Source organism: Nocardia sp. NPDC006630 (assembly GCF_040611495.1).
Lineage (GTDB): Bacteria > Actinomycetota > Actinomycetes > Mycobacteriales > Mycobacteriaceae > Nocardia.
Genome location: NZ_JBEXOK010000008.1, coordinates 392,143 through 417,133 on the forward strand (window position 1 = coordinate 392,143; position 24,991 = coordinate 417,133).

The 24,991-nt window shown below is 66.6% G+C and carries 21 protein-coding genes and 1 pseudogene; 13 read left to right on the forward strand and 9 right to left on the reverse strand.

What is annotated here, in order from left to right:
- Nucleotides 1–49: 49 nt before the first annotated feature.
- The gene (locus ABZX86_RS25535; RefSeq protein ID WP_355127164.1) at nucleotides 50–1,195 is read right to left on the reverse strand and encodes an epoxide hydrolase family protein; all 1,146 of its coding nucleotides are present in this window, start codon (nucleotides 1,193–1,195) and stop codon (nucleotides 50–52) included.
- Nucleotides 1,196–1,254: 59 nt separating this feature from the next.
- Entirely contained in the window at nucleotides 1,255–2,460 is a 1,206-nt protein-coding gene (gene hemW / locus ABZX86_RS25540; protein WP_355127165.1) for a radical SAM family heme chaperone HemW, read from the reverse strand.
- A 280-nt stretch (nucleotides 2,461–2,740) separates the two neighbouring features.
- Between hemW and ABZX86_RS25545 the strand changes: the two genes are divergently transcribed.
- The 12 genes from ABZX86_RS25545 (at nucleotide 2,741) to ABZX86_RS25600 (ending at nucleotide 13,697) form a co-directional block, all read left to right on the forward strand.
- On the forward strand, nucleotides 2,741–3,205 hold the full coding sequence (locus ABZX86_RS25545; RefSeq protein ID WP_355127166.1) for a hypothetical protein: 465 nt from the start codon (nucleotides 2,741–2,743) through the stop codon (nucleotides 3,203–3,205).
- Nucleotides 3,206–3,258: 53 nt separating this feature from the next.
- Complete coding sequence (locus ABZX86_RS25550; protein WP_355127167.1) at nucleotides 3,259–3,618, forward strand: hypothetical protein; 360 nt, start codon at nucleotides 3,259–3,261, stop codon at nucleotides 3,616–3,618.
- Between the two features lie 167 nt (nucleotides 3,619–3,785).
- On the forward strand, nucleotides 3,786–4,904 hold the full coding sequence (locus ABZX86_RS25555; protein ID WP_355127168.1) for a hypothetical protein: 1,119 nt from the start codon (nucleotides 3,786–3,788) through the stop codon (nucleotides 4,902–4,904).
- 113 nt (nucleotides 4,905–5,017) lie between these two features.
- Nucleotides 5,018–5,785 (forward strand): immunity 49 family protein, encoded by a 768-nt coding sequence (locus ABZX86_RS25560; RefSeq protein ID WP_355127169.1) that lies wholly within the window; start codon nucleotides 5,018–5,020, stop codon nucleotides 5,783–5,785.
- An 8-nt stretch (nucleotides 5,786–5,793) separates the two neighbouring features.
- The gene (locus ABZX86_RS25565; protein WP_355127170.1) at nucleotides 5,794–6,660 is read left to right on the forward strand and encodes an immunity 49 family protein; all 867 of its coding nucleotides are present in this window, start codon (nucleotides 5,794–5,796) and stop codon (nucleotides 6,658–6,660) included.
- Between the two features lie 195 nt (nucleotides 6,661–6,855).
- A complete protein-coding gene (locus ABZX86_RS25570; RefSeq protein ID WP_354835468.1) occupies nucleotides 6,856–6,948 on the forward strand; it encodes an Ms4527A family Cys-rich leader peptide in 93 nt (30 codons plus the stop codon).
- 122 nt (nucleotides 6,949–7,070) lie between these two features.
- Nucleotides 7,071–8,861, forward strand: coding sequence for a nitrite/sulfite reductase (locus ABZX86_RS25575; RefSeq protein ID WP_355127171.1), 1,791 nt, complete (start codon nucleotides 7,071–7,073; stop codon nucleotides 8,859–8,861).
- Between the two features lie 15 nt (nucleotides 8,862–8,876).
- On the forward strand, nucleotides 8,877–9,587 hold the full coding sequence (locus ABZX86_RS25580) for a phosphoadenylyl-sulfate reductase (protein ID WP_297613766.1): 711 nt from the start codon (nucleotides 8,877–8,879) through the stop codon (nucleotides 9,585–9,587).
- Nucleotides 9,584–10,519, forward strand: coding sequence for a sulfate adenylyltransferase subunit CysD (gene cysD, locus ABZX86_RS25585; RefSeq protein WP_355127172.1), 936 nt, complete (start codon nucleotides 9,584–9,586; stop codon nucleotides 10,517–10,519). Before ABZX86_RS25580 ends, cysD begins: the two co-directional genes overlap by 4 nt.
- Complete coding sequence (locus ABZX86_RS25590; protein WP_355127173.1) at nucleotides 10,519–11,805, forward strand: GTP-binding protein; 1,287 nt, start codon at nucleotides 10,519–10,521, stop codon at nucleotides 11,803–11,805. The genes cysD and ABZX86_RS25590 overlap by 1 nt, the downstream gene beginning before the upstream one ends.
- 181 nt (nucleotides 11,806–11,986) lie before the next feature.
- Nucleotides 11,987–12,832 (forward strand): CbiX/SirB N-terminal domain-containing protein, encoded by an 846-nt coding sequence (locus ABZX86_RS25595; RefSeq protein ID WP_355127174.1) that lies wholly within the window; start codon nucleotides 11,987–11,989, stop codon nucleotides 12,830–12,832.
- A 217-nt stretch (nucleotides 12,833–13,049) separates the two neighbouring features.
- Nucleotides 13,050–13,697 carry an HAD family hydrolase gene (locus ABZX86_RS25600; protein WP_355127175.1) on the forward strand — a complete coding sequence of 216 codons (648 nt, stop codon included), beginning with the start codon at nucleotides 13,050–13,052 and terminating at the stop codon, nucleotides 13,695–13,697.
- Nucleotides 13,698–14,281: 584 nt separating this feature from the next.
- Here the strand turns inward: ABZX86_RS25600 and ABZX86_RS25605 are convergent.
- From ABZX86_RS25605 to ABZX86_RS25635, 7 genes and pseudogenes are all read right to left on the reverse strand, one after another.
- Entirely contained in the window at nucleotides 14,282–16,582 is a 2,301-nt protein-coding gene (locus ABZX86_RS25605; RefSeq protein ID WP_355127176.1) for an Hsp70 family protein, read from the reverse strand.
- Nucleotides 16,583–17,134: 552 nt separating this feature from the next.
- Entirely contained in the window at nucleotides 17,135–18,721 is a 1,587-nt protein-coding gene (locus ABZX86_RS25610) for an FAD-dependent oxidoreductase (protein ID WP_355127177.1), read from the reverse strand.
- Nucleotides 18,722–18,736: 15 nt separating this feature from the next.
- Nucleotides 18,737–19,741, reverse strand: a complete 1,005-nt coding sequence (locus tag ABZX86_RS25615; protein ID WP_327141460.1) for a diiron oxygenase — start codon at nucleotides 19,739–19,741, stop codon at nucleotides 18,737–18,739.
- Between the two features lie 152 nt (nucleotides 19,742–19,893).
- Entirely contained in the window at nucleotides 19,894–20,904 is a 1,011-nt protein-coding gene (locus ABZX86_RS25620) for an Hsp70 family protein (protein WP_355127178.1), read from the reverse strand.
- Nucleotides 20,905–22,076: 1,172 nt separating this feature from the next.
- Nucleotides 22,077–22,859: pseudogene (locus tag ABZX86_RS25625) on the reverse strand (N-acetylmuramoyl-L-alanine amidase); the annotation flags it as partial.
- Nucleotides 22,860–23,124: 265 nt separating this feature from the next.
- Entirely contained in the window at nucleotides 23,125–23,595 is a 471-nt protein-coding gene (locus ABZX86_RS25630; RefSeq protein WP_355127179.1) for a Rieske (2Fe-2S) protein, read from the reverse strand.
- 75 nt (nucleotides 23,596–23,670) lie between these two features.
- Nucleotides 23,671–24,249, reverse strand: a complete 579-nt coding sequence (locus tag ABZX86_RS25635; RefSeq protein WP_355127180.1) for a sigma-70 family RNA polymerase sigma factor — start codon at nucleotides 24,247–24,249, stop codon at nucleotides 23,671–23,673.
- 224 nt (nucleotides 24,250–24,473) lie between these two features.
- On the opposite strand from ABZX86_RS25635, the gene ABZX86_RS25640 reads away from it, so the two are divergent.
- Nucleotides 24,474–24,845, forward strand: a complete 372-nt coding sequence (locus tag ABZX86_RS25640; RefSeq protein ID WP_355127181.1) for a hypothetical protein — start codon at nucleotides 24,474–24,476, stop codon at nucleotides 24,843–24,845.
- Nucleotides 24,846–24,991 lie beyond the last annotated feature (146 nt).

Consider the following 24,991-nt stretch of genomic DNA (forward strand, 5'->3'; position numbering starts at 1 on the left):
GCAGATTGCCTGTACGCCGCCGCTCGGGTGCGGGCCGGCGGCGCAGATGTCAGGCGAGCAGATCGGTGAAGAAGGAGCGGATATCGGCGGTCAGCAGATCGGGGGTCTGCATGGCGGCGAAGTGACCGCCGGTGTCGAACTCGGTCCAGCGCACGATGGTGTTGAGCTGTTCGGCGAAGCGGCGGATGGCCATATCGCCGGCGAAATTGGCGACCGCGGTCGGAACCCGCGAGTGCGTCGGCTGATTCGGGGAGTGCAGTGATTCGTAGTACAGCTGCGCGGACGAGCCGCCGGTTTCGGTGAACCAGTAGATCGAGATTCCGGCCAGCATGTGATCACGATCCAGCCGATCCTCGAGCGTGCCCGCGGCGCCCGTCCAGGCGTGGAACTTCTCCACGATCCAGGCCAGCTGGCCGGCCGGGGAATCGTTGAGGGCGAAGGCGAGGGTATGCGGGCGGGTGCCCTGAATCTGGTAGTAGCCTCCGCCGTCGGAGAGGAATTCGCCTATGAGCGTGAGCTTTTCGCGCTCCGGCGCGGTGAGGGTGGCGGCGGCGTCCGCGGGCAGCGGGCCGTGCGGGATGAAGCCCCAGGTGGCGGCATTGACGTGCACGCCGATCACGCGGTCGGCATCGAGGCGGCCCAGATCGGGGCCGATGAACGCACCGAAGTCGCCGCCCTGCACGCCGTAGCGCGGATAGCCCAGGCGGCGCATGAGTTCCGCGTAGGCGAGCGCGATGCGCGGGCTGTCCCAGCCCGGATCCGGTGCGGGACCGGAGAATCCGAAATTGGGATGCGAGGGAATGATGAGATCGAAAGCGGGACCGCCGTCCTCGGGATCGGTGAGCGGTTCGATCACCTCGAGGAACTCCAGCACCGAACTCGGCCAGCCGTGCAGCATGAGCAGCGGGGTGGCGCCGGAGCGGTGGGATCTGATGTGCAGGAAATGAATTCGGGTGCCGTCGATCACCGTCGTGTACTGGGGATAGGAATTGAGCCGCTTCTCCCAGGCGAGCCAGTCGAAACGCTGCGCCCAATAGTGCGCCAGGTCCCGCAGATATTCTACTGGTACCCCGCGCGCCCAGCCGACGCCGGGAACCTGTGCGGGCCAGCGGGTTTCGCTCAACCGTCGGCGGAGATCCCGCAGTCGATCCTGCGAGATCTCGACCCGAAATGGAACAATATCCTCGTCGAACATAGCGATGGACAGCAGCGTAACCCCGCACTCCGGCACCCGTGGGGGATTACCGAACGCGCTCAGGTGAGCAGCGTGCGCACCACCGCATCGGCCAGCAGTCGCCCGCGATCGGTCAGGATCAGGCGCTCGTCCTGTCGCAGCGCCAGACCGTCGGCGACCACGCGCTCCGCGGCCACGCGGCCATCGGAATCCAGGTCCTCGAGTGGCAAGCCGGTGCGCAGCCGAGCGGTGAGCATGACGCGCTCGGTGTAGCGCTCTTCATCGGTGAGCGCCTCCCATCCCGCGGCGGGCAATCCACCGTCGGCGACCCGATCCGCATAGCGCGCAGGGTGTTTCACGTTCCACCAGCGCACCCCGCCGATATGACTGTGCGCACCCGGCCCGGCACCGAGCCAGTCGCCGCCGTCCCAGTAACCGAGGTTGTGCCGGCAGCGCGCACCGTCGTTCGCGGCCCAGTTGGAGACCTCGTACCAGCGCAGCCCCGCCGCCTCCAGCCGCGCATCGATGCGCTCGTAGCGGGCGGCCAGCACATCGTCATCCGGCGCGGGCAGCTCACCGCGCCGCACCCGCCGCGCCAGCGCGGTGCCGTCCTCGACGATCAGCGAATACGCGGAGACGTGATCGACCCCCGCCGCCAGCACCGCATCCAGGCTGGCGTCCAGATCACCGTCCCGCTCCCCCGGCGTCCCATAGATGAGGTCCAGATTCACATGCTCGAACCCCGCGGCCCGCGCCTCCCGCGCCGCCGCGACCGCCCGCCCCGGCGTATGCGTGCGATCGAGCACCTTCAGCACATGCGCCGCCGCCGACTGCATCCCCAGCGACACCCGCGTGAACCCACCCTCGAGCAGCCGCTCGAAGAACTCCGGCGACGTCGACTCCGGATTCGACTCGGTCGTCACCTCGGCCCCGGCAGCCAGCGTGAAGTTGTCCCGCACCGCACTCATGACATTCGCCAGCCCGTCCCCACCGAGCAGCGACGGCGTACCCCCACCCACAAAAATGGTCTGCACCGGCGGCGTAGCAGTCGGAAACGCCGCGAACTGCGCGGCGGCCGTCGCCAATTCACCGCGCAGCGCCTCGAACCAGGACTGTGGCGACGCCGAGGTACCCAGCTCCCCCGCCGTATAGGTGTTGAAGTCGCAGTATCCGCACCGCGTGGCACAGAACGGCACGTGGATGTAGATCCCGAACGCGCCGCCCCCGAAGTCGCGCAGCACCGGCGTCAGCTGGTCCGCGGTGGCGGGGTCGGCGATCATCTCCATCCCTCCAGTGTGACGAGTCGCGCCCATCACACTGCATGCGCCTCGACCGTGCGGCGTCTGCGCCCGGGCTCGAGCGATCCGCACGGCGTTGTCCACCGTGCCGGAGATCGCCTCGGAAACACGCTGATCACGAGAACTCCGCGCCGCGAAGCCACGAGAACCTCACGCGTGCGGGATATCACAAAGCTGCACACTCGAAACGCACTGCACCACATGGCAGATCGCGAGTCGGTGCTCTAGCCTTCTCTCCCGAAGGGGGATCTTCATGGGGAGAAATCGTATGAATCTGCTTGTCGTACAAACATGTCCAAGCAAGGTGCGGAAGATCGGCGCATTCGCACTCACGATCGCGGCGGTGGGCGCACTCGCCGGATGCGGCGGCAGCGACAGCGGTGGTGGCATCACCAAGAGCCCGGATCAGAGCCAGATGGAGTCGAATCTGCGTGCGGTGATGGCCGCGAAGAACCCGAACGACGTCTCGGACAAGTTCTGCAGCCAGTTCGGCGATCTCATCAAATCGATGCCTGCGGAAATGTTGAGCAATGCCTCGACCGTGCGGCCGAAGGGCCAGTTCACGAAGCTCGAGAAGGTTCAGATCACCGGCGAGAAGGCCACTGCCGAAGCCAGCGGCAAACTCGACAACGGGAGTGACTACAGCGGACCCGTCACCTTCAAGAAGGAGAGCGGCGAATGGAAGTACTGCCCTGACCTGGGTATTACCATGCCAACGCCGCAGGCGAAATGATGGCGGCTCCGCGTACCCGGAAGTTACTCATCGGACTCGCGGCGTTGGCGATCGTGGCAGCTGTCGCTGGTATCGGCGCTTTCATGCTGATCGGCCCCAGTTCCAGCCCTGCTGATCAGCAGGCACGCGACGAGGTCGAGATCGAGACCGTGCTGCGGAGCGTGCTGGGAGCCGACCACCCCAGCAAGGTCATCAACCTCTACAGCGCGGCGGTGCGCGAGCGATTCCGAAACGCGCAGTTGCCGGCCACGATCGATCGATCCGATGCGGGAGAAGTGCTGTACGTCAGCAACTTTCTGATCGACGGCAATGTGGCGAATGCCGATGTGACGCGAACATATCCGGACTTGACGGAACTCACCGACACCTTCGTCCTGGTCCGAGAGGAGGGGAAGTGGCGCGTCGCCGAGTAGTGCATGCACCCAGTTCGAGAATCGGCACTCACCGATCAACTCGGCTCCTCAGCCTCGCCGTAGCCGTCCTATGGATGCTGAGCATCGGGAGTGCCGGCCACACACAGCCGCCCGCGACCCCTGCAACGATGCCGGCCCCGTCCTGCGCGACCTTGGCGCAGCGGGCCGTGGCGCACAACAAGGTCACCGAGGAGCACAACGCCCAAGAGCCGACCCTCGATCACGCGAATATCGGTGCCGTTCAGGCGTTCAACGATGTGAGCGCATCGCTCAACGCCGAGAAAGCAACGTTCGACCAGGAGAAGGCGTCCTGCAGCGCAAGCCTGCAGCAGCTGCGGCAGAACAACAGCAAAACAACAGGGGCGGGAATCCCCGGCGTCGCCCCGAAGAGCCCCCGCGGCCCGCCAACCGCAGTCGAACTCGCGAATGCTTCACTGAATGAGAAGGCCAACGACCCGGCCTATCTCGATCTCTACTATGTCCGCGCCGGACCGGACGGCGAGTTGCGGCGCAAAGACTCGAATGCCCTCGACCGCAATGGAATTCCTGTTCCACTGATCCGACAGGATCCCGCCGACGCCACTAAGTACATCCCGGTCCTCACCGCCGCGGACAACGCGATGCCACCGGTGTATCGGCTCGACACTCGGGCGCGCGAGTCAGCATCATTGCCGGTGTGGATGGGTGTCGCCGAGGAGATGTCCGCCCGGTCCTTGGCTACCTTGGCTGTGCAGGCGTGGGAGGCGCAGAAGAGCCGGGAGCTCGATGCGACCGGAGCTATCGACCCGCTGACGGCGGCATCGTTATCACAAGCCTATGTCGCGCAGCGTGATACAGGCGAGGTGATCGGCCAGTACGCGGGGAAACAGTTCATGGACGTGAACTACCCGGCCGAGAAATTCGATGCGCGACTGATCAGCGACCCCAGCAGCACTGGTTCGGGCGTATTCGACAAAGTCTACGAAGTGACGGACAAGGCGACCGGTCGACAGAAGATATTGATCTTGGAGGAGAAGGCGCCGAGCGCAGGGTTCGCCGTCCGGATGGGACTCGACGGCCGGTACTACAAACAGGGTGCTCGAGGCTATTACGACAGTGTCGTGGCCAACCTGGCCGCACGAGGAACACCCATCGAGAAGGACCTCGCGGACAAGCTGCTACTGACGCAGTCCGGCGACATCGACTACGTTCTCGTACGCGCGAATGTCGCGGAGGAAAAGAAAGACGGCGTCGCGGATCAACGCTACGACGGGTTCACCAGCATCGCCTTCGACTTGAAAGGCTGACAAGTTCTGTGACGGAAACAGTATCGCGACACCGTATCGACCGGGGTGATCTGCAAGATCTCTCGGACAGATTCACACGCCTTGCGACTGAACTGCTGCCGAAATTGCCGGCTATGCCAGACAAGGTAGGGCCTCTACTTACACGCGCCGAGGCTCAACTGGGGGTGTTGACGGCAAGTGACCCGCAGGCCGGTGCGCACCAGACCCAGCAGGCCGCGCAACTTTCCGAGCAGCTCGCTACCGGGCTCTTCTGGATCACCAGCAGCCATCTGTCGAAGTTGACCGAATCGGTCGAGCTCCGTTTCGGCGACCAGACGTATCGCATTCCTGCGGGCCCGAATTACAGCGCGCACCAAGGAAAGTGGCTCGATGCGTTCTGGTGGGCCCGAACCGCCCGGGACGACGATGCGGCAGAGATGCTGGCAGGGTTTCCCATCGATCGACTGCGAGACACCGGCGACGGTGGCGTAGCAGATGAGTTCAACTACGAGTGGGTGGCGATACTGCAGGACGCCTGGCGTGAGGGGCCGACCACGGTTGCGGGCCGCGCCCGATCCCTCGGCACGACCAGTGCACTCGGAGCGCAGCAGATTGTCGACCACTTACTGAGGCCCCCGATGGTGGTGTTCGATGCCATCGCATCGAACGACGAAGCAGGCCTCAGCCGGGCACTCGTGGAGGCACTGATGCTGCACCGGAGCTTCTTCGATTCCAAGGAGTGGCGACACGACCCTGCCGGGTTCGTATCCATCCCGCTATTGGGCCTGTCGTGCTGGGCGCACGACCTCGGCATGCGCATCGACGTCGAATCCGAATACATCCCGAAGGGCTTCATCGAAAACCCTGACTGGATAAGGATATTGGACACCATCACCTCGTAAGGCAACACATGCGCGACGAAGATCGAATGGCCGAGTGGGTGCCGCGGCACGAGATCGACAGTGCGGCAATGCAAATCGTCGATGCGGGCTCGGTGGCGCCGATCGTGTACTCGGTTCCTATGCCTGCGGTGCGGCCCGAAGGACCGAACTTCGCGCGGTCGTTCGGAGGTGAACTGCTGGGGCGGGCGCTGATATTCGATCCGCACGCCGGGCAGCCGCGAACCTGGTACTACGCCGGGATGTCCGAGGCTGCGCTGACCAAACGCTTTCGTGCCGAGGGCATCGCGTCGGGATTCGATCGCCACGACCGGGTCCCTGGATGGCGGGCAGCGTTTTGGTGGGCGGTGATCGCGCGGGATACCGAGGCCATGGAGGAGCTGATCGCCTATCCGCTCGAGCGGCTGCGGGAGTCCGGGGCGGGGGCGTTCGACGAATTCCAGTACGAGTGGGCGCTGCTGTTGCGGGAGGCCTGGCGGTACGGGCCGGAAACGGTCGGCGAGCAGGCGTGGGGGCTGGATACGACCAGTGCGGTGGGAGCACAGGAGGTGGTGGATCAGCTGTTGCGGCCGTCGATCGAGGTGTTCGCGCGGCTGGGCGCCCGGGATCAGGAGGGGTTCGGCTGGGAGTTGGGCAATGCGCTGCGGCGGCACCGGGCGTTCTTCGACCGAGCCACCTGGTGCAACGATCCGGAGGGCGTGTTTTCGCTGCCGCTGCTGGGGCTGGCGTGCTGGGCGCATGATCTCGGCATGCGGATCGACGTCGAATCCGATTATCTGCCGCGGGGGTTCGTCTACCGAGCGGATTGGCACCGCTCGCCCGAACTGGCCGCAGTGCTGGCTGCCGTCGCGGAGGCACAACGCAAGTCACCGAGGTAATCGGGCACGCGCGGGCCGGACGAGGGCGGTTGAGGACCACGCAGGGGCTCGAGGTCAACTGTCCAAGATCGAATCGGTCGTGATCTATGAGACCTGTCACAAATCGGGGTAGGTATCCAGGGGATTTCCCTTGAAAGTCCGGAAAATATCGGCGGACGGTCGGAACAGCCTGTCTGAGGTGGCACAATAGGCTCCATGACAGGACTCGGAGTGCGACTCGTGGCGCGGCGCCACGTCGACTTCAAGCGTGTCTGCAGCGCGAGCTGTCTGCCCGGAAGCCTCCGGTAGATCAGCTCCCCCTTCTTCCCGGATCGACGTCCTTCTTCGACGCCGAACTCCCCGGTTCGCTGATATCGGAGGCGTGAGTCAGCCCCTCTCGCCTGCCCGCAAGACCTTCAGGAGCGACCCCTATGACGTCGAGCACCGACGCCGACAGTTCCGGATCAGCTCGTCCCGCCCGGCCGCAACGGCCCGAAGCGGAACGACGCGTGCGTCCGGATCGCCCCCGTTCGGACGCGCCCACCGCGCCCCGCGAGCGCACCGGAAAGCCGGTGCAGCGCCGTTCGGAAGGGCAGTGGGCGCTCGGCTACCGCGAGCCGCTCAATGCGAACGAGCAGAGCAAGAAGGACGACAACCCGCTCAATGTGCGCGCGCGCATCGAGAACATCTACTCGAAGCAGGGTTTCGACTCGATCGACAAGGGCGATCTGCGTGGCCGCATGCGCTGGTGGGGTCTGTACACCCAGCGTGAACAGGGCTACGACGGCACCTTCACCGGCGATGAGAACATCGACATTCTCGAGGCCCGGTACTTCATGATGCGGGTGCGCTGCGACGCCGGCGCACTGAGTGCACAGCAGTTGCGCACGCTCGGGCAGATCTCCACCGAGTTCGGCCGCGATACCGCCGATCTGTCGGACCGCGAGAATGTGCAGTTCCACTGGATCGAGATCGAGAACGTGCCGGAGATCTGGCGGCGGCTCGAAGCGGTCGGCCTGCAGACCACCGAGGCGTGCGGCGACTGCCCGCGTGTGGTGCTCGGCTCGCCGCTCGCCGGTGAATCACTCGGCGAGGTGCTCGATCCGACTCCGGCCATCGACCAGATCGTCGAGCGCTATATCGGCAAGAAGGAGTACTCCAACCTGCCGCGCAAGTTCAAGACCGCCATCTCCGGTCAGCAGGATGTGGTGCACGAGATCAATGACATCGCCTTCGTGGGTGTCGAGCATCCCGAGCACGGGCCCGGCCTGGACCTGTGGGTCGGCGGCGGTCTGTCCACCAATCCGATGCTGGCGCAACGGGTCGGCGCGTGGGTGCCGCTCGACGAGGTGCCGGATGTGTGGGAGGCCGTGGTCTCGCTCTTCCGCGATTACGGGTACCGCCGCCTGCGCACCAAGGCGCGGCTGAAGTTCCTGGTCAAGGATTGGGGCATCGAGAAGTTCCGCGAGGTGCTCGAGACCGAGTACCTCAAGCGCAAGCTGATCGACGGTCCCGCACCGGAGAAGCCGGAGCGTCCCATCGACCACATCGGTGTGCAGAAGCTGCGCAACGGACTCAATGCCGTCGGCTTCTCCCCCATTGCCGGCCGCGTCTCGGGCACCATCCTGAGCAAGGTCGCCGACATTGTGGAATCCATCGGCTCCGACCGGATTCGGTTCACCCCGTACCAGAAGCTCATCGTGCTCGACGTGCCCGACGACAAGGTCGAATGGCTCATCGAGGAGCTGAAACCGCTGGGCCTGCACGGGCGTCCGTCGCAGTGGCGGCGGAATCTGCTGGCGTGCAGCGGTATCGAGTTCTGCAAGCTGTCCTTCACCGAGACCCGCAAGCGGTCCCAGGTGCTGGCGCCGGAGCTCGAGCAGCGGCTGGCCGATATCAATGCCCAGCTCGATGTTCCCATCACCATCAATATCAATGGCTGCCCGAACTCCTGCGGCCGTTCGCAGATCGCGGATATCGGCTTCAAGGGCATGCTCGTCGACGATGGCGAGGGGAATCAGATCGAGGGGTTCCAGGTTCACCTCGGTGGCAGCCTCGGACTCGACAGCGGCTTCGGCCGCAAGCTGCGTCAGCACAAGGTGACCAGCACCGAGCTCGGCGATTACATCGAGCGCGTCGTGCGCAACTTCGTCAAGAACCGTGACGAGAGTGAGCGTTTCGCGGTGTGGGCTGTCCGCGCCGATGAAGCGGACCTGCGGTAGTTGGAGGAGACAGCAATGACCACAACCAAACTCGCTGAAGCAGACCTGCGCGCACTCGCGGAGCGGGGCGCGGCCGAACTCGGGCCGGACGCCACCGCGCAGCAGCTGCTGCAGTGGACCGAGGAGAACTTCGGCGCCGATTACATTGTCGCCTCGAATATGCAGGACGCGGTGCTGGTGCAGCTGGCCGCGCAGGTGCATCCGGGTGTGGATGTGCTGTTCCTGGATACCGGCTACCACTTCGCCGAGACCATCGGCACGCGGGACGCGGTCGAAATGGTGTACGGCGTGAACATCGTGAATGTGCAGCCGGAAAACACTGTGGCGCAGCAGGATCAGCTGCTGGGCAAGGATCTGTTCGCCCGCGATGCCGCCGAGTGCTGCCGCCTGCGCAAGGTGGTGCCGCTGGGTAAGTCGTTGCAGCCGTACAACGCCTGGGTCACCGGCATCCGCCGCGTGGAGGCCCCCACCCGCGCCAATGCGCCCCTGATCTCCTATGACGAGGGCTTCGGGCTGGTGAAGATCAATCCGATCGCCGCCTGGTCCGACGATGAGATGGCCGCGTACATCGAGGCCAATGGCACTCTCGTCAATCCCCTTGTGGAGGAGGGATATCCGTCCATCGGTTGCGCTCCGTGCACACGGAAGCCGGAACCGGGATCCGATCCGCGAAGCGGCCGCTGGGCCGGCCTCGCCAAGACCGAATGCGGGTTGCACGCCTCATGACAATCGCAGAGACCGACTCCGACGTCCTGGCCTCGCTCGAAGAGTTCGACACTCTCGCGGCGCTGGAGAGCGAATCCATCCACATCTTCCGCGAGGTCGCGGGCGAGTTCGAGCGACCGGTGATCCTGTTCTCCGGCGGCAAGGACTCCACGGTGCTGCTGCACCTGGCGCTGAAGGCGTTCTGGCCTGCGCCGCTGCCCTTTTCGCTGCTGCATGTGGACACCGGGCACAATCTCGACGAGGTGCTCGCCTTCCGCGATCATGTGGTGCAGAAGTACGGCCTGCGCCTGCACGTCGCCTCCGTCGAGGAGTACCTCGCCGACGGACGGCTGACCGAGCGGCCGGACGGCATTCGCAATCCGCTGCAGACCGTGCCGCTGCTGGACGGCATCGCCGAGCACCGCTTCGACGCGGTCTTCGGCGGCGCCCGCCGTGATGAGGAGCGTTCGCGCGCCAAGGAGCGCATCTTCTCGCTGCGCGACGGGTTCGGACGCTGGGATCCCAAGCGGCAGCGGCCGGAACTGTGGAACCTGTACAACGGCAAGCACGCTCCGGGTGAGCATGTGCGCGTCTTCCCGCTCTCCAACTGGACCGAGCTGGATATCTGGCGCTACATCGCCCGCGAGGACATCGAGCTGGCCAGCATCTACTACGCCCACCAGCGCCCGGTGTACCAGCGCGACGGCATGTGGATGACCCCCGGCGTGTGGGGCGGCCCGGCCGAGGGCGAGGAGCTGTCGGTCAAGTCGGTGCGCTACCGCACCGTCGGCGACGGATCCACCACCGGCGCAATCATTTCCGATGCGGCCGACAACGAGGCGATTCTCGCCGAGGTGGCGGCCTCCCGGCTCACCGAACGCGGCGCGACCCGCGGAGACGATCGTGTCTCCGAGGCCGCCATGGAAGATCGCAAGCGAGAGGGCTACTTCTGATGTCCGACCTACTCAGACTGGCCACCGCCGGCAGTGTCGACGACGGCAAGTCCACCTTGGTCGGACGTCTGCTGTACGACACGAAATCGGTGCTGGCCGACCAGATCGACGCGGTCACCCGCGCCTCGGTCGACAAGGGGCTGTCCACTCCGGACCTGTCGCTGCTCGTCGACGGCCTGCGCGCCGAGCGCGAGCAGGGCATCACCATCGATGTGGCGTACCGCTACTTCGCCACGCCCGCACGGTCTTTCGTGCTCGCCGATACCCCGGGACATGTGCAGTACACCCGGAACACGGTGTCCGGTGCATCGACCGCGCAGCTGGTGATCCTGCTCGTGGATGCCCGCAAGGGTGTTATCGAGCAGACCCGCCGCCATGCCGCCGTGATGGCGCTGCTGGGCGTGCCCAAGCTGGTGCTCGCCGTGAACAAGATCGACCTGGTCGATGATCCGGCCGGGGTGTTCGCGCGCATCGTCGCCGAATTCTCGGAGCTGACAGCCAAACTCGGCTGGGCGCCGGAGGATGTGGTGGAGATTCCGGTCTCCGCGCTGCACGGTGACAATGTCGCCTCGCGCTCGGCGAATACGCCGTACTACACCGGTCCGTCGCTGATCGAGCACCTGGAGTCGGTGCCCGCGGATGCCGACAGCACCCGCCACGAGGTCGGCCTGCGCTTCCCGGTGCAGTACGTGATCCGGCCGCGCACCGCCGAATACCCGGACTACCGCGGCTACGCCGGTCAGGTCGCGGCGGGCACCGTGCGCAAGGGCGACGCGGTCGTCGTCCTGCCGTCCGGCACCCGCACCACCATCGAGCGCATCGACACCCCCAATGGTGAACTGGCGTACGCACAGCCGGGCCGCAGCGTGACGCTGATCCTGGCCGACAATGTGGACGTCTCCCGCGGCGACACCATCGCGGCCGCCGATGACGCACCCGAGCCGATCGACGCGTTCGACGCCACCGTGTGCTGGCTGGGCGACAAGCCGCTGCGCCCCGGCGCCCGCCTGCTGCTCAAGCACGGCGCCCGCACCACGCAGGCCATTGTCGGCGCCCTCATCGAGCGCTTCGACGAACAGCGCCTGGCCGCCGACCCGAACCCGGAATCGCTGGCGCTCAATGACATCGGCCGCATCGCCATCCGCGTCGCCGAACCCATTGCCGCCGACGACTACAGCGTCAACCGCTACACCGGCAGCTTCCTGCTGATCGACCCCGCGGGCGGCAACACCCTGGCCGCAGGCCTCGTCGGTGACGCACTGACCAAGGTCGAAGTCGGGGCCTGAGATGAATTCGCCTGTCCGCGGCGCTGTTCCAGCGGCCCCGCCGCCGGTCGCGCCGCCACAGGCGAACCTTCCGGCCGGCGTGGTCTCGGCGAACCTGCTGCCCGAAGCAGCCGTGCGGACGACCGCCGCGCCGCCGATCTCGGTGCGACAGAGCCTCATTCGGCCTCGCCCTACATACACGATGGAACAGACTGCAGCCGACGCCGGAACCACAGCGTGCCATTCTGTCGGCGCGACGACACTGCAGACCCCCGTGGGGGACCGGATCATCGGCCCACGGCCGGCGCTGATCGCGGTGGCGCACGGCAGTCGTGATCCGCGGTCGGCGGCGACCATGTACGCCGTGGTGGAGCAGCTGTCCACCGCACGGCCGGATCTGGATGTGCGGCTGGCATTCCTGGATTTGAATGCGCCGTCGGTGGATCAGGTTGTGGATGCGGTTGCCGCCGAAGGGCATTCGCACGCGGTGGTGGTTCCGCTGCTGCTGGGCAGCGCCTTTCACGCTCGCGTGGACCTGCCGGGCATGCTGGCGGCCGCTCGTGCCCGGCATCCCCGGTTGCAGCTGACGCAGGCCGATGTACTCGGGGCCGATACGCGAGTGATTGCGGCCCTGCGTGATCGAGTGCGGGAGGCCCTGGCCGTCTCCTCGTTGGGCCAGGTCTTCCCGGCTCGTTCACGACTGGGCATCGCCATGGCCGCGGTGGGGTCCTCTTCCGCGGCGGCCAATGCGCGCACCGCGCAGGTCGCGCGACAACTCGCGGCGATCACCGGCCTGCCCGCCGAGATCTGCTTCGCCACCACCGCACCCAGCCTGCCCGAAGCGGTTTCCGCACTCCGCGCACGCGGCGCGGACCACATCCTGGTCGCACCCTGGTTCCTGGCCCCCGGCCTACTCACCGACCGCCTAGAAGCAGCCGCACCCCGCCTCGTGCACGCTCCCACCATCGGCGCCCACCCCCTCCTGACCGACGTCATCCTGGACCGCTACATCGCAGCTTCGGCACTACCGCTGAAGCTCTCGGCCTGACGCGGGACTACCCATCGATCGGCCGCCACTGCCGGGCCGATCGGCATCTCAGCCGTCGGCCTGAGCGTTCATGAATCGGTTCGGGGCGGCGGTTTTGCCGTGTCAGCGGGGTCGGTGACCGTATATGCCGAGTCGCGCCGTGGCCGAAGGTCATCGATCAATGCGCAGCACTGAGATCCCGGCCATCCGGCGCCGCGCCGCCCGATAGGCTGGGCCGATGATCAAGGCTGTGGTGTTCGATGTGGGCGAGACGCTGATCGACGAGACGCGGATCTGGAGCCGGTGGGCCGATCGGCTCGGCATTCCCGGCTTCGCGCTACTCGGAGTGATCGGCGGCATGGCGGCTACCGGGCGGCCGCTGACCGACGCCTTCGAACTACTGCTGCCCGGAGTGGATCTGGACAGGGAGCAGGTCAGCTGGGCCATGGACGAGCCCGAAAGCCTGCGCAACAACTTCGATGCCGACGACCTGTACCCGGATGTGCGGCGTGCCCTCGCCGGGCTGCGGGAACGTGGGCTCAAGGTGATCATCGCGGGAAATCAACCGCCGCAGGCCAAAACGGCGCTGGAGAAGATGAATCTCCCAGTGGACGCGATCTACACCTCCGCGGAATGGGATCTGGAGAAGCCCGATCCCAAGTTCTTCCTGAAGGTCGCCGAGGTGGCGGGCGTCCCCGCCGGTGAGATCTGCTACGTCGGCGACCGAGTCGACAATGATGTGCTGCCCGCCAGCGGCGCCGGCATGATTCCGGTACTGATTCGCCGCGGCCCCTGGGGCTACCTGCACGCGGAGTTGCCGCAGAGCGCCTACAGCATCGTGGTCGACAGCCTGGACGCCCTCGCCGATCTGATCGCCCCGGTCTGACTTTCGCCGGCCACCGCCCGCGCCACCCGATGTTCCCGCGACCAGGAACTGGTGGCGGGGGCTACTCGCGACATGCCGCCACCAGTTCCTGGTGATCTTGAAGTACGCGCGGGGGGTGATGTGCCGCAGCGGATTCCGGCTATCGGCGGGGACTGCTGCGGAAAGGACCTGGCCCACCCTGCGCCTGGGCACTGAGCGCGGGGTGGGCCGGTCCGTTCGACGTCGGGGTGGGGGTTCGAGGGGATTCCACACCCACCCGCGTCGCCGTCTTTTATCGGGAAAGCTGCGTAGGTTGCTGGGGCACTGCGTAAGTGAGGTCGGCGGCCGTCATGACTCGGCCCGGCCGGAGCGTGTACTCGGCGCGGGTCGCTGGCCCCTGATGCACAGGAGTTGTAGTCGGCGACGAGTCGCATAGTCGTTCGGGTCCACTCGTTTGGCCGCGAGTTCCGACCACGAGCCGCCCCCGCCACCCGACCGCTCATGTGTCGGCCCGCTAGCGATGACCATCACCGCCTCCGCCTGCATGATCTCCGCCGCGAAGGGCGCCGCCACCGCCACCGCAGGATTGCACATGGCTCGCCCGGCTAGCGATGGCCGCCACCGCCACCGTGGCCTCCGCCACCACCGGCACCGCCGCCGTGGCCCGCACCGCCACCAGCGCCGCCTCCGGCACCACCACCGGAAGCTGCTCCGCCGTGCGCAGCACCACCAGCACCGCCACCGGTCGCACCGCCACCGCCTGACGTGCCACCGCCGCCGGAACTCGCGCCTCCACCGGAAGTTGCTCCGCCGCCGGCGGTTCCGCCACCGGCCGCGCCGCCACCCGAGGTCGCTCCGCCACCGGTCGCGCCGCCACCGGAAGTTGCTCCGCCGCCGGCGGTTCCGCCACCGGCCGCGCCGCCACCCGAGGTCGCTCCGCCACCGGTCGCGCCGCCACCGGACGTTGCTCCTCCACCGGAAGTCGCTCCACCTCCGGTGGTTCCGCCGCCAGCCGTCGAACCGCCGGATGTCGAACCGCCGCTGGTTCCGCCTCCCGTCGTGGATCCTCCTCCGGTGGTGCCACCCCCTGCTGTGGTACCACCGCCGGAGGTTGTTCCGCCGCCGGTCGTGGAGCCGCCGGTCGTGGAGCCGCCGGTGGTCCCGCCGCCGGTAGATGCCCCGGAGGTCGTTCCGCCCGTGGTCGAACCGCCGGTGGTCGTGCCACCGCCGGTGGTCGTTCCACCACCGGTGGTCCCGCCATCGCCGGGAGTTGTGCCGCCGGAAGAGGTTTCGCCACCGGTGCCACCCGCGGTGGTGCCGCCGGGTGCTGTCGTTCCGCCGCCCGTGCCGTCACCGGGCTTGGTCCCACCGTCCGTGGTGCCACCGCCGGTGGTTGTGCCGCCCGTCGTTGTGCCGGGACTTGCCGGGGCGGTTCCACCGGAATCCGTTCCGCCGGGCGCGGTTCCGGGTGCACCGCCGGGCGCGGTTCCCGGTGCGCCCGGGTTGGACGGTCCGGGCTGCGGTGCGCTGTTGCCGGGCTGCGCGGGTGGTCCGGGGAGGGTGCGGGGCAGGCTGACCGAAGGGATTTGGCCCGGGTAGGTGCCCAGGGGGAATGGTGAGGCGAAGGGCAGCGGGTTGATGAATTGGGCAGGGTTGGCGTAGGTCGGAATGTCCTCTACTACACGGGTTTCACAGTGCCCGCCGGGGCCGGTGTCCACGGGGTGCCCACCCGTCCAGTTCTGGGTGACCGTGGCAGGCATCGGGCCGTAGCTGGTGACGACGGCCGCGGTGACCACCCGATGCACGCGGACCATTCCGGCGGGCGCGGCGGTAGCGTCTTCGAGCAGCAGGACATCGCCCGAGCCGAGCGCCGGCCCGCCCGCATCGGCACTGGGAGCCGACTGCAACGTGGGCGGTCCCGCCACGGGCCCGCCGAGCACGGTGGCCGCCGACATGGCGAGCGCGGAAGCGACTGCGGCGCCGGAGAATACCGCCGCCCGCGGCGCATACCTGCCGATGGCGGAGCCGCTGTCGACACTGCGGAAGGCCGCGATGGCCGCGCCGACCGCGATGGTATGCGCGGGATCGGGCGACATGATGACGGGCCGCCCCAGGTCGGCGAGCACCCGCGCCACCTCGATCGGCCGAGACGCGCCGCCGATGAGCAGCACCCGGTCGATGTCCTCCATGGCCAGCCCGGTCTGATGCACGCAGGCCCGCACCACCCGTAGCGAATTGCGAATATGCCAGCTGCGCAATCGATTCGTATCGGCGGCCGAGACCACCGAGGACACCGGCTGCGCCGCATCGGGCGCGATACTGCGGGCGTACCGCGCCAGCAGCGCGCCGAGCGGTCGCCCGCCGTAGTCATAGGAGCGTTCGGCGTAGCCGAGAATGCCGCGTTCCTCGCGATCGGCCTCGGTGCGCACCACCGCGACGTCGAGGCAGTTGCCCCCCAGGTCGTAGACGAGGGTGATGCCGGAACTGGAGATGCCGTACTCGTTGTCCAGCCATTCCACCGCCGCAACGGATTCCGGCATGAGCATGACGTCCGCGGCGCCCGACCAGTCCAGCGCCCGCCGCAGCCGCGTCACATGCTTCTCGGTGTAGCAGGCGGGGTAGGTCGTCACCGCCGGCGCTTCGGGAGCATTGGTTTCGATGAACCCGTTCACCACCGCCGCGATCAGATCGGCCGGTGACCAGATACGCCCGCCGATAACCACCGGGTCCGGATCGGCGGTGAGATCGGCGAAATCGGTGACCACGGGCGCGAAGCGAGGAATGCCTCCGATGCGAGCTCCGCCCGCGCTGTCGAACGTCACCGCGGTCCGGCGAACCCGAACGGCCGGCCGGTTCGAACCACCGGCCGCAGTTGCCCATACGGAGTTCACTGTGCCGATGCTCATGCCAAATCCAACAGTCATCGCTATCCCGTCAACGCACCGAGACCACGGCCTCACAGGCGTACCAACCATGTGGACGCGGTCGTTTACCAAACAGCTGGTTCAGGTTAACTGGCACATGCCGGATGTGAATATCGAATCCGGAGAAAAGATTTCGCGTCCAGTAGCGAAGTTGGCGAATCTACTGGTCAGGCAAGTTATGTATCAAGATCGAATCGAACTGGACACCAAGAGAGTTCAAAAACAGGGGCGCTGTAGCTACAGTGCAGCGAACGACTAATTCATACCAACCGGTCGCTGATTAGTGTCCGGAAAAGAAAACCGCAACGTCTGTTCGAATGCCTGGATTGCCAATCACTGGTCGGTTGCTGCTGCCGAGTTCCCCACCCGCAGCGCCTCATCGACCGTGATTCAGACTCAAATCGGTCCCACTACCAGACATGTCGTACTGGACAAACGCAGCATTACAACTCGCACAACACAATCCGCACACAAAGAAAAAACCGCCCCGTATGACCTGAGGTCATACGGGGCGGTCGGTAGGTTTACTGCGGGCTAGCGGCTGCGCACCAGCAGCGGCAGTCGCCGTCGCGGCTTGGTCACCGCACCGCCGCGAATCGCGTGCGGCTGACGCTCACCGACCAGTCGGTCGAATTCGTGTGCGCCACGACCCGGTTCACCCAACCGGCCCGCATTGAAGTCGTCGACCAGCTGCCGCACCGTCTCCTGCGCACAGGACTTATTGGTCCCGATGAAACCGGTCGGCCCGCGCTTGATCCAGCCGGTCACATACGCACCCGGCACCACGGCGCCACCGGAGACCTCCAGCACCCGCCCGTCGAGATTCGGGATCACACTGGTCTTCTCATCGAACGGCAGACCGGCGAGCGGCACACCGCGATACCCGACGGAGGTCAGCACGAGCCCGGTCTCCAAAACCTCGGTGCCGGTGGTGGCCTCGGCGCGCACCACACCGTCGGCGCCGGTGACCAGCTCATTGCGCACCACCTCGACACCGGTCACATGGTCCACGCCGAGGAAGGCGGTGGGCGAGGACAGGTATCGGAAGACGATCCGCTTACGCGCTCCGACCGGCCGATCGGCCAACCCGCGCAACAGCTTCAGCTTCTGCTCGACCTTCAGCGGCATGCTCGCCTCGGTCTCCGGGATCTCGCCCTCGACCACGATGTCCACATCCGCCCCGAGCAGACCGACGAATTCCGGCACGGTGAAGGCGGATTCGGCCGGACCGCGGCGGCCGAGCACGACCACTTCCTCGATCTTGCTGCGGCGCAGAGCAGTCAGCGCGCGCGGCGAAATATCCGTACCGGCCAGCAGTTCCGGATCGGTGGTGAGAATGCGCGCCACATCGAGGGCCACATTGCCGTTGCCGACAATCACCACCCGCTTCTGCGACAGATCGAAGTACCGACCGGCATGATCGGGATGCCCGTTGTACCAGGCCACGAACTCGGTGGCGGAGACACTGCCGGGCAACCCCTCCCCCGCGATGCCGAGCTTGCGATCACTCGACGCACCGACGGCGTAGATCACCGCGTGGTGATGCGCCAGCAGCTCGTCGTGCGAAATATGTTCCCCGACATTCACATTCAGATACGACCCGAAACCGTGCTGCGCGGAGATCACCTCGAACAGCTCGCCGACCTGCCGCGTGCTGGTGTGATCCGGTGCGACACCGAAGCGGGCCAGACCGTACGGCGTGGCCAGCCGGTCGAAGACGGTGACCGAAACCCCGTGCTGGGTCAGCAGTTCATCGGCCGCGTACATGGCCGACGGACCGGATCCGACGATCGCCACCCGCAGCGGCTCCCGCCCGGGCTTGACCTCCGCCGCCGGAATCGGCTGCGCGAGCAGCGGCCGCGGCCGCTCCTCACGGTAGAAGTCGGCATTGATCTCGATGAAGGGCAGCTGCGCATCGGTCAGCTTCTTCGTCGAGGTGATGGCGTCCACCGGGCAGGCGGTCGCACACGCACCGCAGTCCACGCAGGCCTGCGGGTCCACGAACAGCATCTCCGCCGTCCGGAAGTCCGGCTCATCGGGCGTGGGATGGATGCAGTTGACCGGGCATGCGTATACGCAAGACGCGTCACTGCAACACGATTGGGTGACTACGTACGGCACTGTACGTCCCCTGTCCTAGGCGGCTTTGCCGGAGCGGATCGGCTCCGAGCGGTAACGCGAGGCGGTGCCGGCAATGCCGAGCATCTTCCACACCCGCTTGGAGATCGGGTTCATCAGGCCGATCTCGCTCGCCAGCGCGCGCACGTCGATGAAGTAATCGCTGAAGGCCTGCTTGGCATCCTTGGAGCCGTAGAACAGCTCCTTGCGCACCTGCTCCGGCACATCGAACTCATCGAAGAACGCCTTCGGCGGCGTCACGATGGAACGGCCCAGGATGAACATGACGATCGGCATGGCGATCGAGAGCACCACCCGGCTCGGCAGATTCTTCTCCGGCACATGGCGCTTGAGGAATTCGTGCGCGAACGAGATGTGGCGCGCCTCCTCCGCGACGTGAATCGCCATGACGCCGCGCATGATCGGGTGCACCTCCTCGCCCGAACGCAGGATCTGCTTCTGGATGTGGTCGATCGGCTCCTCGCCGGCGAGCACGGCCATGAAGAACAGGTTCGGGAACAGCACCGCGACGGGTACGGCGACCTGACGGAACTGCCGCACCAGCGGACCCATACCGGGCACGTCGGCGCCGATGCGGTTCACCATCTCCTGGAACATCAGGGTGTGGTTGAGCTCTTCGGACATCTCGTGCGTGCAGTACCGGAATTCCGGATCACCGTTCGCGAGACCGAAGGTGTGGTTCACCATGCCGCTGATCAGAATCGACTCGAACTGCAGGCCGACCTTGGCCACATTGGCCTGGCGGTACTTGCCGACCTCGATCTTCTGCTCCTCGGAGAGGGCGAGATACCAGGGGTGGCGGCCGATGGTGTCGGCGGAGGCGGGCAGAATCCAGCGCTCGGGCTTCGTATTCGGATCGAAGTCCGGGTTCTCCCAGTCGATGTCCTCGTACGGATCGAAGCTCTTGTTGACCGATCCCTCGGAAAGCAGCAGCAGCTTCTGCGCGTATTCGAGAGCTTCGGCAACTACGGGGTCATCGACGTGGGTCGCGGTCGGAGACATCGTCGTCACCTCTCCTCTTCCAGCATTGGCGTTATCTGTATCTAATGGTTACACCAAACTGGAGAAGCGTCAACCAGTGCTAGCAAGATGCTTGCACGTGTTGCGCCGCCCCGATCCATGATCGAGGGCAAACCGGCCGGTAACCGGCCGGATTACAGGGCCGCCACCCGGGTGACGCGCCGGAACAGATCAGCTAGCACATGATGGCGATGCGCCACGGAATCCTGTGACTGCGCCGCCTGCCGGGCCACAATGGCCGCACCGTCGGCGATCGTGCGCTCCGGATCGGGCGCCACGCTCACCGGGCGGGCCAGCTCTTCGGCCAGCACATCCGCCACCTCCGGCGGGCGGGCCGCACCGCCGACCACCAGCACCCGATCGACATCGGCCATGGTGACATCGGCAATGCGCAGGCATTTGTAGACCAGCCGCAGCGAACTGCGCACATGTTCGGTGCGCAGCGCCCCCGTATCGGAATCGGAGCTCACCCGGGAGATCACCGGCGCATCCGAGGCATTGCGCAAGCGTTTGGCGACCATGCCGCCGAAGGCCCGGCCACCGAAGTCGGCAGAGTGCAACGGCAACCCCACGATCGGATTGCTGGGCGCGCCCGCGCCCACCCGCACCAGCGTCACATCGAGACCGGAACCGCCGAGGTCGTACACGAGCGCCAGCCCCGGCATCAGCGGATCACGCTGCGCCGCCAGCCAAGCCGCCGCGGCCACCGGTTCGGACAGCAGCCGCACACTCGGCAGCCCGACACCGTCGAGCGCGGTGCGCAGGTCGTTCACCAGGATCTCGGAGTACCCGGCCGGATAGGTCACCGTAATAGCGGTGTCCGCCTTAGCGTCCTGCCCGGCCGGAGCCTTCCCCAGCACCTCCTCGATCACGCTGTTGGCCACGGTGGCAACAAGATCCGCGGCCGACAGCGCTCGGTGACCGACCCGCGCGACCGGCGCCCCGCGCTGGGTCAGGTCGGCGAATTCGGTAATGACCCGCCCGTGCCGCGGAATGCGGCCTACCCGGGCGGTACCGGAGCTGTCGAAGGTGAGGGTGGTGCGCCAGGTTGTGGGCGGAGGAGCACCGCGACGAACCGACCGATCGGCGGCCGTCACGCACACCGTATTCACCGTGCCGATACTCAAACCCACACCGAACGCCATCACATCCACCTCGATCGACCAGTCGATCCGCGCGGCCGCACTGTCGTCAGCCGTCGTGACCCGACCCGGGATTCATGCAACTCCTGCGCCGAATGCTTGCCAACCACCGGACACGAGGTTGTCCGCACGTGCACCTCCTGCCGCGCACAGCCACGCCTGCCAGGCCGGGGACGGCGGACACCCAGCCGGCCGCATCGATCGCGAAGTGTTTGCCCGACTTCGGTACTTCGCGAGACACGAGGCCGGAGATACCGGTCGGACGGAAGTGATCGGGAGAGACGAAAATCGCCCCCGCACCGGATGATCCGGTGCGGGGGCGATTCGGTGGAACTGTGCCGCCCGGACTACTTGGCGGCGGTCGGCAACAGCGAGGTACTCAGGGCGGACACCACGGTGTAGGCCAGGTTGACCAGATCCGAGGTGACACCGTTCTGCCCCATGAGCATCTTGGCCAGCGGGCCGAACATCTTCACGACGGACTGCACCAGACCGCTCATCGATTCGACATCCAAGGCATCGGTCGACTTGGAGTTCTTATCGGTGGTGGACGGAGCCTGCGCACCCGGAGCAGCTTGCGCACCCGGAGCCGTCTGAGCACCCGGACTCGTGATCCCTGGATTGGGAATCGCGCCCGGATTGGACTGCGGCAGTTGCGGTGCCGAATAGCCCGGCCCCTTGGGTTCGATCGGGGCGGCAATGGGCCGCACCCCACCCGGAAGACCGGCGGACGCATTGCTGACCTTGAACGGCGCACCCGGAACCGGCGGCACCGCGGGCTGCGCGCCCGGCTGCGCGGACTGACCCGGCAGGGCCAGCTGCGGCTGCACCGGACCCTCCGGCGTGGTTGTCGGAGCGACAGTCGGCCCCGGCGCCGGTGCGGGAGCCGGAGCCGCTTGCGGCGGAACCGGACCCGGCGATGTGGTCGGCGCCGGAGAGCCCGACGGGACCGGCTGCGGCTCGACCGGAGCCACGGCGCCCTGCGGCACCGACGGCTGTGTGGTCGGAACCACGGTCGGCTCCGGGCTCTGCGGCGCGGCCTGCGCCCCGCCCTGCGGCAGCGCCTGCGGACGGACATCGTTCGCCGACGGCACCTGCAATTGCGCGGGCTGTGCGGGCAGCGGCGCGGCCGGCGCGACTGCCTGTTCGGCACTGTTCGGCGGGATCGCGACGCCGAGCAGATACGACACCACACCGGTGGTGATGGTGACCGCGTGCCGCAGCTGACCCTCCTGCGATTCCAGCAGGGCCGCATCCTCGGCATTGGCGCCATTGCCCATTTCGAGGAAGACATCCGGCACGGTGGTCAGTGCCGGTCCGGCGATATCGGCGCGCGTCTGCAGGCCGTCGACCGCACCGTTGTAGGTGGCGACCGGGAATCCGGCCTGCGCATAGGCATCCCGCATGGCCTTGCTGGCCGCCAGGCCCGCACCGGACTGGACCTCATTGGCCTTGGAGTCGGCGACCGGAAGCTGCGGGACGATCAGGTGGAAGCCGCGCGCATCGGCGGCGGCGCTGTCGGCGTGAATGCTGACAGCGATGTCGGCGCCGGATTGGTTTGCGGCACGGGCACGTTCATCGACGCATCCGCCCCAGCCGATGTCGTCGGGGCGGCTCATGACGACGTGAGCCCCGAGTCCCTCCAGCGAGGTGCGCACCAATTGCGAGACATCCCAGTTGATGGTGTGTTCGGCGATTCCGTGCAGGCTGGTCATGCCGGTGGTCTGGCATGCCTTGGTGCCGCCGCGGCCGTCATTCACCTGCTTGGCGACATCCTGATTGTGGTTGGGGCCCTGATGACCCGGGTCCAGGAAGACAGTTTTCCCGGCCAGCCGTTGTGGCAGGTCCGGCAAAACGGGCGATGCGAGAGTTGTCGCCGGGATCAACCCGGCCACTGTCGAAAATGCCGCGGCCGTTACGGCGGTGAAGATACCGGCCTTGACCATGTTCGGCTTCATACGCGGCGGCGCTCCCTGGGCACGGGGCGCCCCTCCCTTCCCACTAGTAACACCAAACCCAGCAGTTCACTGTGGCCCCACAGCTATCATCTGGCAAGCATGGTCATCAAACTGTTACTTGTGGTCAGACGCCCAATATGCATGTGTCGAACCTGTTTTCGACACCCTGGGCAAAGGCAGAGCTTCGCCATCGTGCGTGGACCGGGGGATCTGCGATCAGCGCTGGTCCGGCCGCACGGAGACGACTGTTCGAATCCGGGTCGCGCTAGCCCGACACGACCGCGTCGCCCTCGACATGCACGGCCCGGGCATCGAGCGCACGCGGTGCGGGCCCGCCGGCGACACTGCCGTCGAGATGGAAGGTGCTGCCGTGGCACGGGCATTTGATCAGCCCGTCGGTGACCTCGCTGACCTTGCAGCCGAGGTGGGTGCAGGTGGAGGAGAACCCGGCGAAGGCGCCGGCGCTCGCCTGGGTGATCACCGTGTCGCCCTTGATGACTCCGCCGCCGACCGGCACCTCGGCGGTCTTGGCCAGCTCCGCGCTGCCGTCCTGCTTCTGGTCCGCAAGTCCGTTCGGCTTGTTCTGCACTCCGTTCGGAGCCGCTGATGCCTTGTCGCTGACGCTGTTACTGCTGCAGGCCACCGCGGTCAGCGCGGTGGCGGCCACTCCGGTCACGACCAGCGCTGTCCGGCGATCCAGCCGGAAGTCACCGGGCGCCACATGCTGTTCGGTCATGGGCTCACTCCTCGATCGAGGCGGACGAGTGCCGTCCACACACCTGTGTGACGTGGCAGCCACGCCGGCGGTTCACTAGGCGCTGAGGGGCAGGCGGCGCAGCGAGCGCAGGGCGTAGTGCACGCGGGTCTTGACCGTGCCGACGGGGATGCCCAGATCGGCGGCCACGTCCTGGTAGGCGCGGTCGCGCAGGATGACCTGGACAACGGCGTCGCGCTGCGGTCCGGGCAGGTGGGCGAGGAGTTCGGAGACCAGGAGACCGTCGGCGAGCCGGTCTGTGAAGTCGGGTCCGGCGCAGCGGCCCTCGGCGATATCGGTGATCTCGTCCCAGTTGGCGTCGCCGGGCCGGGCCGTGCGCACCCGGGCGATATCGGTGAGGATATTGCGCTCGATGGTGAGCAGCCAGGTGCGGACGCTGCCGCGGGCCGGGTCGTAGCTGGCGCAGGCCTTCCAAGCCCGCAGCAGAGTCTCCTGAACCGCGTGTTCGGCGAGTCCGGTATCGCCGAGCCGGCGCAGGGCCCGCCAGTGCAGCAGCGCCTTGTCGGAGGTGAGGACGTCGGAAAGACCGGAGTCGGTACAGAGCCGGGCGCAGTCGGTGGCGCAGGTGAGCGGGCCGGTACCGGCGCCGTCCGCGAGCGGGCGAAGACTTCTCATATCTGAATATCGTCGGCGGGGGCAAGAAGAGCATCGAAGTTCGCGACCGATTTCCAGCGACAAATCGCACAATCGAAACCGGTTTGTACGCAATCAATTACGCGGAACGCCCGAAACGGACGCCCGATTTCTGATAGACCCCTCCCGGGAGATAGCGGGGATCGCCCAGACCGTGCGCGTTCGCGAGGCCGCGCCGATTGAGTGAGTTCGAGGAGGGAAACACTGTGCGTGCACGCGCGCTCGTGACCGCGGGGGCCATAACTTCCGCACTGTTCATGTCCATGTCCGGAACGGCCGCCGCCACCCCGGCGAACCAGATCCCGGGTGATGGCCTCTACCTGGTGAACGTGGACATCCAGCCGGGTAACTACGTCTCCGACGGCACCGGCAATGCGGACGCCTGTTTCTGGCGGCGGCTGTGGCATGTGCAGACCGATACCGATTACAACGATCCGAACTACTACGTCATCGCCAGCGACTTCACCCGCCAGCATCCCCTGCATATCGTTATCAAAGCTACCGATGTCGCATTCCGCACCGATAACTGCGGCGCCTGGCGACCGGATCCCAATCCACTGAACACCGGCTCGTCTTAGTGACAATTGTCAATCCGTTGTGGACGCGCCGGTCCAGACCGGCCAGGATACTCGGCCGTCCCGCGTGATCGCCGCCCGCGGGACGAGCGCGCGAATGGCCTGAAATACCATCCGGGTGCGGCGGTCGCGGCACTAGCATCGGCCCG

Excerpts from the sequence above, each read along its gene's own strand:
- hemW (WP_355127165.1), bottom strand. The coding sequence starts at position 2,460 with ATGGAGATGATCGCCGACCCCGCCACCGCGGACCAGCTGACGCCGGTG.
- ABZX86_RS25635 (WP_355127180.1), bottom strand. The coding sequence starts at position 24,249 with ATGAGAAGTCTTCGCCCGCTCGCGGACGGCGCCGGTACCGGCCCGCTC.
- ABZX86_RS25600 (WP_355127175.1), top strand. The coding sequence starts at position 13,050 with ATGATCAAGGCTGTGGTGTTCGATGTGGGCGAGACGCTGATCGACGAG.
- ABZX86_RS25605 (WP_355127176.1), bottom strand. The coding sequence starts at position 16,582 with ATGAGCATCGGCACAGTGAACTCCGTATGGGCAACTGCGGCCGGTGGT.
- ABZX86_RS25575 (WP_355127171.1), top strand. The coding sequence starts at position 7,071 with ATGACGTCGAGCACCGACGCCGACAGTTCCGGATCAGCTCGTCCCGCC.
- ABZX86_RS25615 (WP_327141460.1), bottom strand. The coding sequence starts at position 19,741 with ATGTCTCCGACCGCGACCCACGTCGATGACCCCGTAGTTGCCGAAGCT.
- ABZX86_RS25535 (WP_355127164.1), bottom strand. The coding sequence starts at position 1,195 with ATGTTCGACGAGGATATTGTTCCATTTCGGGTCGAGATCTCGCAGGAT.
- ABZX86_RS25580 (WP_297613766.1), top strand. The coding sequence starts at position 8,877 with ATGACCACAACCAAACTCGCTGAAGCAGACCTGCGCGCACTCGCGGAG.
- ABZX86_RS25595 (WP_355127174.1), top strand. The coding sequence starts at position 11,987 with ATGGAACAGACTGCAGCCGACGCCGGAACCACAGCGTGCCATTCTGTC.
- ABZX86_RS25560 (WP_355127169.1), top strand. The coding sequence starts at position 5,018 with ATGCCAGACAAGGTAGGGCCTCTACTTACACGCGCCGAGGCTCAACTG.
- ABZX86_RS25565 (WP_355127170.1), top strand. The coding sequence starts at position 5,794 with ATGCGCGACGAAGATCGAATGGCCGAGTGGGTGCCGCGGCACGAGATC.
- ABZX86_RS25620 (WP_355127178.1), bottom strand. The coding sequence starts at position 20,904 with ATGGCGTTCGGTGTGGGTTTGAGTATCGGCACGGTGAATACGGTGTGC.
- ABZX86_RS25545 (WP_355127166.1), top strand. The coding sequence starts at position 2,741 with ATGAATCTGCTTGTCGTACAAACATGTCCAAGCAAGGTGCGGAAGATC.
- ABZX86_RS25590 (WP_355127173.1), top strand. The coding sequence starts at position 10,519 with ATGTCCGACCTACTCAGACTGGCCACCGCCGGCAGTGTCGACGACGGC.
- ABZX86_RS25570 (WP_354835468.1), top strand. The coding sequence starts at position 6,856 with ATGACAGGACTCGGAGTGCGACTCGTGGCGCGGCGCCACGTCGACTTC.
- ABZX86_RS25630 (WP_355127179.1), bottom strand. The coding sequence starts at position 23,595 with ATGACCGAACAGCATGTGGCGCCCGGTGACTTCCGGCTGGATCGCCGG.
- cysD (WP_355127172.1), top strand. The coding sequence starts at position 9,584 with ATGACAATCGCAGAGACCGACTCCGACGTCCTGGCCTCGCTCGAAGAG.